General features: G+C 47.0%; 10 protein-coding genes. 8 read left to right on the forward strand and 2 right to left on the reverse strand.

What is annotated here, in order from left to right:
- The first annotated feature begins 44 nt into the window (after nucleotides 1-44).
- Together CES81_RS02680 and trxA are read left to right on the forward strand one after the other, a co-directional pair.
- A complete protein-coding gene (locus CES81_RS02680) occupies nucleotides 45-2402 on the forward strand; it encodes an endonuclease MutS2 (protein WP_089120562.1) in 2358 nt (785 codons plus the stop codon).
- Nucleotides 2403-2477: 75 nt separating this feature from the next.
- Nucleotides 2478-2795 (forward strand): thioredoxin, encoded by a 318-nt coding sequence (gene trxA, locus CES81_RS02685; protein WP_089088717.1) that lies wholly within the window; start codon nucleotides 2478-2480, stop codon nucleotides 2793-2795.
- 110 nt (nucleotides 2796-2905) lie between these two features.
- Here trxA and CES81_RS02690 read toward each other — a convergent pair whose 3' ends face one another.
- A complete protein-coding gene (locus tag CES81_RS02690; RefSeq protein ID WP_089120563.1) occupies nucleotides 2906-3391 on the reverse strand; it encodes a DUF2507 domain-containing protein in 486 nt (161 codons plus the stop codon).
- Between the two features lie 169 nt (nucleotides 3392-3560).
- Between CES81_RS02690 and racE the strand changes: the two genes are divergently transcribed.
- The 4 genes from racE to cbpB are packed head-to-tail and all read left to right on the forward strand — an operon-like array spanning nucleotide 3561 to nucleotide 6042.
- The gene (gene racE, locus CES81_RS02695; RefSeq protein ID WP_439951268.1) at nucleotides 3561-4415 is read left to right on the forward strand and encodes a glutamate racemase; all 855 of its coding nucleotides are present in this window, start codon (nucleotides 3561-3563) and stop codon (nucleotides 4413-4415) included.
- Nucleotides 4405-5007, forward strand: a complete 603-nt coding sequence (locus CES81_RS02700) for an XTP/dITP diphosphatase (protein ID WP_089120565.1) — start codon at nucleotides 4405-4407, stop codon at nucleotides 5005-5007. Before racE ends, CES81_RS02700 begins: the two co-directional genes overlap by 11 nt.
- 1 nt (nucleotide 5008) lies before the next feature.
- Complete coding sequence (locus CES81_RS02705; RefSeq protein ID WP_089088713.1) at nucleotides 5009-5527, forward strand: metallophosphoesterase; 519 nt, start codon at nucleotides 5009-5011, stop codon at nucleotides 5525-5527.
- Nucleotides 5528-5547: 20 nt separating this feature from the next.
- Entirely contained in the window at nucleotides 5548-6042 is a 495-nt protein-coding gene (gene cbpB, locus CES81_RS02710) for a cyclic-di-AMP-binding protein CbpB (RefSeq protein ID WP_089120566.1), read from the forward strand.
- Nucleotides 6043-6312: 270 nt separating this feature from the next.
- Here the strand turns inward: cbpB and CES81_RS02715 are convergent, their stop codons facing one another.
- On the reverse strand, nucleotides 6313-7167 hold the full coding sequence (locus tag CES81_RS02715) for a mechanosensitive ion channel family protein (protein ID WP_089120567.1): 855 nt from the start codon (nucleotides 7165-7167) through the stop codon (nucleotides 6313-6315).
- A gap of 143 nt (nucleotides 7168-7310) precedes the next feature.
- Between CES81_RS02715 and CES81_RS02720 the strand changes: the two genes are divergently transcribed.
- Together CES81_RS02720 and CES81_RS02725 are read left to right on the forward strand one after the other, a co-directional pair.
- Nucleotides 7311-7715: a DUF948 domain-containing protein gene (locus tag CES81_RS02720; protein WP_089088710.1), complete on the forward strand. Its 405-nt coding sequence runs from the start codon at nucleotides 7311-7313 to the stop codon at nucleotides 7713-7715.
- A 23-nt stretch (nucleotides 7716-7738) separates the two neighbouring features.
- Nucleotides 7739-8215, forward strand: a complete 477-nt coding sequence (locus CES81_RS02725; RefSeq protein WP_089120568.1) for a YtxH domain-containing protein — start codon at nucleotides 7739-7741, stop codon at nucleotides 8213-8215.
- Nucleotides 8216-8277 lie beyond the last annotated feature (62 nt).

The following is an 8277-nucleotide window of genomic DNA, read 5'->3' on the forward strand; positions in this document are numbered from 1 at the left end:
AAGCGTCAAGATTCACAACAGCATTTGAGTTATGGGAGTTAGAGATGAATAACAAAATTTATAAAACCATGGCCTATGACCAGATCAAGCAGCAGTTAAGACAGTACCTGGTTTCTGCTGCGGGTGATGCCGAGTTAAAAAAATTAGCACCCAGCAGTGATTTTGACTGGGTTCAAGAACAAATCGACGAAACCAAAGACGGGGCAGACATTTACCGGCTGGAAAGCGGTATTCCGATCCCTAAATTAGCGGACGTGAGCCCGCATTTAAAACGGCTTTCAATTGACGGTACGTTAAGCGGTACCGAACTGGCCCAAATTAGCCAGGTGTTAAAAACGGTCCAGTCCGTGATCAGTTTTTTTGACGACTTAGAGCAACGTCCCGTTGAACTGCGTCGTTTATACGACGTAGTTGGTCGACTGGTTCATTTACCAGACGTCAGTAAACGTCTCAGTGTTTCACTGGAAGACGATGGCCGTTTAACGGATGAAGCGTCACCGGAGCTACGTCGGATTCGCCGCCAAATCAACAATTTTGAGGGCACTATTCGCCAGCAGATGACGGGGTATACCCGTGGTAAGAACGCCAAGTACCTCAGCGATACCTTGGTGACAATTCGTGACGAGCGGTACGTTTTGCCAGTAAAGGCTGAGTATAAGCAGCACTTTGGCGGTATTGTCCACGACCAAAGTGCCAGTGGTCAAACACTGTATATTGAGCCGGAATCCGTCGTGGGTAAAAATAATCAGCTGCGTGAAGCCCAAATTGCTGAACGCCAAGAAGAACGGCGTATTCTGCTTGATTTGTCCAATCTATTACGGCCCTATCAAGAAGACATTCATGATAACGCCACGATTTTAGGACACTTGGACTTTGTTAATGCCAAGGCCCGTTATGCCCATGATATCAAGGCAACGGAACCCGTCTTGTCCAAAGAAGACCAGATTGTCTTGCGCCAAGCACGACACCCGCTGATCGACCCGAAAAAGGTGGTCGCCAATGATATTGCGTTAGGTAAAGATTACAAAGCAATTATCGTTACTGGGCCTAACACCGGTGGGAAAACCATTACCCTGAAAACGGTCGGTCTGACCCAGTTGATGGCACAGTCGGGACTTTTCATTGCTGCGGATGAGCATTCTCAAGTCGGTTTGTTTGATGAGGTGTTTGCCGATATCGGTGATGAACAATCGATCGAGCAAAACTTAAGTACCTTCTCCTCACACATTGAAAACATTGTCTCGATTTTAGGTGCCGCTAGTGATCACAGCCTGATCCTCGTGGACGAATTGGGAGCTGGAACTGATCCGCAAGAAGGTGCGGCACTGGCGATGGCGATCTTAGATGAAATCGGCGCGATGGGCAGTGAAGTCATTGCAACGACCCACTACCCGGAACTGAAAGCTTACGGGTATAACCGACCGGAAACCATTAATGCCAGCATGGAGTTTGACAATGAGACACTGAAGCCGACGTACCGGCTGTTGATGGGAATTCCAGGGCGCAGTAACGCGCTGGAGATTGCCACTCGGCTGGGACTTAAATCTTCCATTATTGATGAAGCCCGCAGTTTAACCGACGATGATAGTCAGGACCTGAATAATATGATTGCCGACCTGACCGCTCAAAAGCGGCAGGCCGATCTGGATGCCCAAGCGGCTGCCAAAACACTGGCTGAAGCTGAGCAGTTGGAAAAGGACCTGAAAGACAAGTATGACGGTTACCTGAAACAAAGAGACCAGCTCATGGAGCAGGCCAAAGACGACGCCAACAAGCTGGTTGAAAAAACCCGGTTACGGGCGGATGAGATTATTAAGGATATCCGTAAGAAACAGCTTAAAGCGGGCAAGACAGTGATCAAGGAGGATCAGCTGATTGACGCCAAGGGGCAGATCAATGCCTTGCAGCAGGATCAGCGCTTGAAGAAAAATCGGGTATTGAACCGTGAGAAGAAGCGCCATCACTTTAAGATCGGCGACGAGGTCGTTGTGCGGTCTTACGGTCAGCGCGGTGTGATCATGGATAAGATCGACGACCGTCATTTCGAAGTTCAAATGGGGATTTTGAAGATGAAGATCGAAGACACTGATTTGGAACGGGCTAAACCGGAAAAAGAAGCGCCCAAGCCACGGGCAACGGTTCAGCGGACCCGTTCCAACGGGGTTTCGCCGACTTTGGACTTGCGTGGTCACCGTTACGAGGAAGCCATGGCCGAGGTTGACCGGTTTATTGATTCGGCGCTCTTAGCGGGCTATCCATCCGTCACCATTATTCACGGCAAGGGGACTGGTGCGCTGCGAAAGGGTGTGACTGAATACCTGCAGTCTAATCCCCGGATCAAGTCGTTTGGCTTTTCACCAGCGAATGCGGGTGGCGACGGTTCAACCATTGTTAAACTGTAAATTGCTAATTACTTGTTCTTTTCGGAAAATCTGATACACTTACTAAAGGTAAACAAATAAAGGAGGGATCGTTTTATGACTGTTGCAGAAACGACAGATAAAACTTTTGAAAACGATACATCGAAGGGTGTTACACTGACTGATTTTTGGGCAACTTGGTGTGGCCCTTGCCGCATGCAATCACCAGTAGTTGAACAATTATCCAGCGAAATGGATGAGGTGACATTCAATAAAATGGATGTTGATGCCAATCCAGATACACCGCAAAAATTCGGTATCATGAGTATCCCAACCCTCCTTGTCAAAAAGGACGGTCAGGTAGTGGATACGATCGTGGGTTATCACACAAAGGATCAATTAAAGCAGTTATTGTCCCAATACGTTGAGGGCTAACTGATTGTTACAGCGTGGTTTAAGAACGACAAAAGGTCTAATCATCAATCGCATGCCGACTGATGGTTAGACCTTTTATTTAACTTAAATTTATAAGTGCAGGATCGCAATTACTTGATGATGGGCATTGGGTTTAACTCCTGCGGATCTGAGACGGCATCTCGAGGGTCGAGATGAACAACGAGACTAATACCGTCTGCATGCTTAGGCTTTTCGCCCATTTCCGTTTCCGCTACGACCCCGACCATTTGTTGTGCACTTTGAGCTAGAAAGCCGGCTTCCAAGGAAAAGGTTGCGTCAGGCTGCAATGATAGTCGGCTGGTTACCGGTTTGCCGCTGAGCGTAAATTGCCATTGTTTAGCGGACTGTTTTTGCAGCATAAGGTCACCCAACTCAGCTTGCTGGAAAAAACTGACGAGGTCTTGGATACTGCCCAAAGTGAATCGTCTTGCTAGCTGTTTGCCTTCCCAATAAGCAATGCTGCCTGCATCGGTACCCAGCAAATCGTTTAAAACAACGTCTCGGAAGAGTGCTTTGCCAAATAGTGGGGCACTTTCGGAATCTGAAAGATAATGTGCGTAAATCTGATTATTCATGAGGGGTTCTCCATTCACTTTTCTATTACACTAAGATTACAATGGATCGTGCTCGAATTGCAAGATAATTAACGGAACTTAAAAAGGAACTTAAAAAAACCATGATTTCTTGCTTCCAGTGTTAAAAAGGATAATAATATAGTTTCAAGATATATTTGAAAGGGAGATTGTGATGACATCTCAACCGATTGGTTTTTTAGATTCCGGTGTTGGCGGTCTAACCGTTGTTAAAGAAGCGCTCAAACAACTTCCAAACGAATCAATTGTCTTCTTAGGCGACCAGGCGCGTCTACCTTATGGACCGCGTCCAACCGAAGAAGTAGCCCACTTTGTACAGCAAATTGCGGGCTTTTTATTGGACCAGCACATCAAAGCTCTGGTGCTCGCCTGTAATACGGCAACGGCAGCAGCCCTACCCATTTTACAAGCAAAGCTACCGATTCCCGTAGTGGGCGTCATTGATTCTGGCAGTCAGACTGCAGTAAAAGTCTCAACTGGCCAGCGAATCGGTGTGATTGCTACTGAAGGAACGATCAAGAGCCACGCCTACCAGCGGGCGATTAGTAACTTATCTCCAAACGCTTCGATTGAGGGTCTCGCTTGTCCCGAGTTTGTGACCGTCGTGGAGGCGGGAAAGTATCATGCCCCTCAGACGGATCAGCTGGTTGATGACCAGTTGCGTTACTTCAAAACGCACCCCGTAGATACCCTTATCTTAGGGTGTACCCATTTTCCACTGTTAGTGGACTCAATTCGCAAAGCGATGGGACCTAGCGTCACGTTAGTTGATTCTGGCGTTGAGACGGTGAGTGTGATTAAGCAGCTTTTAGCCGATGAGCAGCTGTTGAACACTGACGGCGCGGTGAAACAGCCCCAGTTCTATACGACGGGTGACGTTGACAGTTTCACCACCATTGCACAGGACTGGCTGCAGATGACTGAGTTGAACGTTCAACACGTACCGGTTGAACAGTTGACGGAATACGGTGATTTAAAGCCGAAGGAGTCCAGTTATGAAGCCTAGTACATTAGTAATTGCCACCCGTAACCAGGGTAAGGCTAGGGAATTTTCGGAAATGCTTGCACCCAAGGGCATCACCATCAAAACGTTAGCGGACTACCCCGAAGTTGGTGCGATTTCCGAAACGGGTACGACGTTTGAGGAAAACGCTACGTTAAAGGCTCAAGCTATTGCAGATCATACGCAGTTACCCGTTTTAGCGGATGATTCAGGGCTAGAAGTTGCGGCTTTAAATGGCGAACCGGGGATTTATTCTGCCCGTTACGCCGGGGATCATGATGATGCTGCTAACAACGCCAAACTGCTTGGTAAGTTAAAGAACGTGCCGGCAGAGCAGCGGCAGGCCGTTTTTCACACCACTTTAGTTTTACTTAAGCCTAGCGGCTTAAAGTTAGTGGTTGATGGTGAAGTCCATGGTCAAATCTTAACTGCGCCCCGGGGTGCAAACGGCTTTGGCTATGATCCGCTATTTTATATCCCTTCAAAAGGGAAGACCATGGCAGAAATGAGCGATGCTGAGAAGAATTCGATCAGTCATCGCGGCCGGGCAACCCGGAAAATGATGACGCAGTTTGACGATTGGTGGGAGGCCTAGCATGAAAATTTTAGCTGTCAGCGATAACCACGGTGATCGTCAAATCCTGCAAACCATTTTTGCAGCGTATGGTGATCAGGTTGACGCAATTTTCCATTGCGGTGATTCGGAAATGACGCGTGACGATCCGCTTTTCAAGGGTGTCCAGGTAGTCAAAGGCAACAACGACTTTGGCACTGACTTTCCTAATGAACTGCAACGGGTCATTGGCGGCACTAAAATTTTTATGACGCATGGTCACCTGTACGATGTCGGCATGAGCCTAACCAGGTTGGACCTCAAAGCCCGTGAGATTGGGGCGTTGGTCGTTTTATTTGGGCATACGCACCAGTTAGCAGCCGAAACCTCTCAAGGGCGGTTGTACGTTAACCCAGGCAGTATTTCGCTGCCAAGAGGAGAGTTCGCGTCAATTGGCGGGACCTTTGCCATCATTGACGTGCAGCCCGCGCAAATGACGGTTGATTTTTATGATCGTCAGTTACAAAAAGTTGACCAGCTTCACCAGCAGTTTCAACGTTAGAAAGGGACTGAATTTGACGGATGATTGATGAACCCATTAAAAAAATGATTATGGCCGATCACGATGACCTGATTATCCCAGCGAACCTCGTCGCTAACGTCATGGTGAAAAACGATTGCTACCACGCTTTTTTGGTGCTGACAAAGGTCGGCTATTCTAAGGTGCCAGTACTGGATAATGATCAGCATCTTTGCGGCTTGGTTTCACTGTCCATGATCACTGAATACATGCTGGATACGGATCACGTGGCGTCAGAAAACTTGCGGCGGCTAACGGTAGCCGACGTGATGCAGACTGATTTTCGTTCAATTGAAGATCCAACTGATCTGGAGGAGATCATGCACTTACTGATTAACGATAACTTTGTACCAGTCGTGTCGGATGAGAAGACGTTTATGGGGATTATCACACGCCGCGAGCTTTTAAAACGGGTCAATTATTTAGCCCATAATTTTTCGGCGCAATACGATGTTTCACCTCGCTTGAACTCGGTGAAAAGCAACGGTAATTGCTGACTAGGCGTATGATAACGCGGCCGTTATGAACTTAAATTAAAATAAGAGGGCCTGTGACTTAAGCCTATATCGATAAGGATTCCAGTTGATTTCTTGACTAAAGCACAGCTTAAAATGTACGCTGGTTCAATACTGGAAGATAGCCTTAGCCTGCTCCACAACTCAGATTCCGGCCATATAATACCAAAAGGCACCATCCCAATAAAAACCATTGGGATGGTGCCTTTTGGCATTATATTCTGGAATCTACCGAGTTTTGTCACACCTTCCCTAATTTTGGGAGTTATTATGATAAATCGTTGGTAACTCGATATTAGCATCATTAATGGCTTTTAAGTAGGCAGACAGTAACTTGTGCTGGACGGTAAATTGCTCGCCCGGCTGGGTGAAGGTGACCACTTGAATGACCACTTGGCCGTTTTCCAGCGGCACGGTGCCCAGATTGGTAGGCGCCTGGGTGATCGTAGGAAATTGTGCGGGTACGGTTTGATTGACGGATTCAATAATGGCGTTAATTTGATCAATGGGTGAATCGGGAAAAATCGGGATTTGCACCATTGCCCGCATTTCGTGGCGGGATTTATTGCTGACAATGGTAATGTTGCGATTAGGAATAAAGTTTAGGGTGCCGTCAGCGCTGATCACTTGAGTGGTTCGGATGCCGACAGCGGAGACCGTTCCCTCGACTTTGTCGATCATCACGGCATCGCCAACGTTGATTTGATCTTCCATTAACAGAAAAGCACCCGTCACGATATCCGAAACAAAGCCCTGCGCGCCAAGGCCAAGTGCTAGACTGAAGATTCCGGCACCGGCAATTAACGTGCCAACCGGTACGCCCATGAACGAAAGAAAAGCGTAGATCCAGAAAAAAATGATCGTATACTGAAAGAGGTTCATTACTAAGGTAAAAATCGTATCAAGCCGATTCGCTGAACCCTCGATGAACTTATTTTTTTTATAACGCTTAAAGAAATGCCGAATGATTTTTTTGCCGATCCAGTCAATGAGGAGCAAGCCAACGGTGACCAGTAAGAGCTGGAAAACCGTTGTGGCAATCTGTTCGCCAATGTGCTGCCAGTCAAAGTGCTGAATGAACCGGGTAAGGTTGCTGCTCAATATCATATGCCTCGCTCCTTGAAATAGATTCACCAATTAGTGTAACAGATTAAGCACTAAAAAAGCAGGTGTTGCGAATGGTTTTATATTGCGTCTGAGTAGTCGCAATGCTATTCTTAACCTAACAGTAAAAAGTAAGGAGGGGTACAGTGACAGCAGGACAAGTGGCAGGTTTAATTGCGGCCATCGCATTTTTAATTTTAGTATTCTTCATCGGCGCCTTCTTAATGAAGATGGTGCGAACCCTTAGCGAGGTTAACAAGAGCGTGAAAACGATGACGGAAGACATGGACGTGATCAGTAAGCACGCTGAAGATATTTTGGCTAATGCCAACACGTTATTAGATGACGTCAACCATAAAGTAGCAACGATCGATCCCGTTTTTAAAGCAGCTGCTGATTTGGGAACCAGTGTTTCCGAACTGAATGCAGCTACTCACGATTTAACGGGTAAGGTTAAATCAACGGCGAAGAAAACGGCCACAACGAGTTTGTTTGCTAAGCTAGGCGAGACGGCTTTTAACGCTTATCGTGGTCGTAAGAATAAGGATTGATGATTGAAAGGAGTTTTTGACTTATGGGAAAGAAGTTAGGCTTTTTGGTCGGATTAGCTGCTGGGGCCGCTGCAGCTCACGTTGCCTATCGGCGTTTAAGCGACGAGGACAAGGCGGAACTTAAGGCAGACCTGCAAGAGAAAATGGACGTTGCTAAGGACCGGGCTGTTGACTATGCCTTCTATGCGAGTGACGCTTGGGACGACTTTAAGGAAAATCTCTCTGATCAATCTCAAACCGTCAGCAAGAAGGTCAAGGACGCTGCCAGTCAGTTTGGCGATGCGCGGTTAAAACCAGCGACTGATGATGACGACTCACTGCGTTCGGAGTTAGCCGATGTTTCCACTTCTGCTGACGATGACTCAGATGATATCGTGTTAAACAGTGAAGATACCTTTGGTGGGGCTGACGTAGCGGATGAAGCCGCCTCCTCTGAGGACGATCAGCAGGATGCAGATCACACTGATAACGAACCGACTGACGATACTAAAAAAGATTAAAGCACAAACAAAACAATCTAAGATTAGTTCTGATATTAATCGATGAAAATCGACTAATATCA

This window comes from Secundilactobacillus pentosiphilus, assembly GCF_002217985.1.
GTDB classification, from domain to species: domain Bacteria; phylum Bacillota; class Bacilli; order Lactobacillales; family Lactobacillaceae; genus Secundilactobacillus; species Secundilactobacillus pentosiphilus.

What these genes read in the sequence shown, in the direction of transcription:
- trxA (WP_089088717.1), top strand. Translation starts at nt 2,478, where the DNA reads ATGACTGTTGCAGAAACGACAGATAAAACTTTTGAAAACGATACATCG.
- cbpB (WP_089120566.1), top strand. Translation starts at nt 5,548, where the DNA reads ATGATTGATGAACCCATTAAAAAAATGATTATGGCCGATCACGATGAC.
- CES81_RS02715 (WP_089120567.1), bottom strand. Translation starts at nt 7,167, where the DNA reads ATGATATTGAGCAGCAACCTTACCCGGTTCATTCAGCACTTTGACTGG.
- CES81_RS02680 (WP_089120562.1), top strand. Translation starts at nt 45, where the DNA reads ATGAATAACAAAATTTATAAAACCATGGCCTATGACCAGATCAAGCAG.
- CES81_RS02700 (WP_089120565.1), top strand. Translation starts at nt 4,405, where the DNA reads ATGAAGCCTAGTACATTAGTAATTGCCACCCGTAACCAGGGTAAGGCT.
- CES81_RS02705 (WP_089088713.1), top strand. Translation starts at nt 5,009, where the DNA reads ATGAAAATTTTAGCTGTCAGCGATAACCACGGTGATCGTCAAATCCTG.
- CES81_RS02725 (WP_089120568.1), top strand. Translation starts at nt 7,739, where the DNA reads ATGGGAAAGAAGTTAGGCTTTTTGGTCGGATTAGCTGCTGGGGCCGCT.
- CES81_RS02690 (WP_089120563.1), bottom strand. Translation starts at nt 3,391, where the DNA reads ATGAATAATCAGATTTACGCACATTATCTTTCAGATTCCGAAAGTGCC.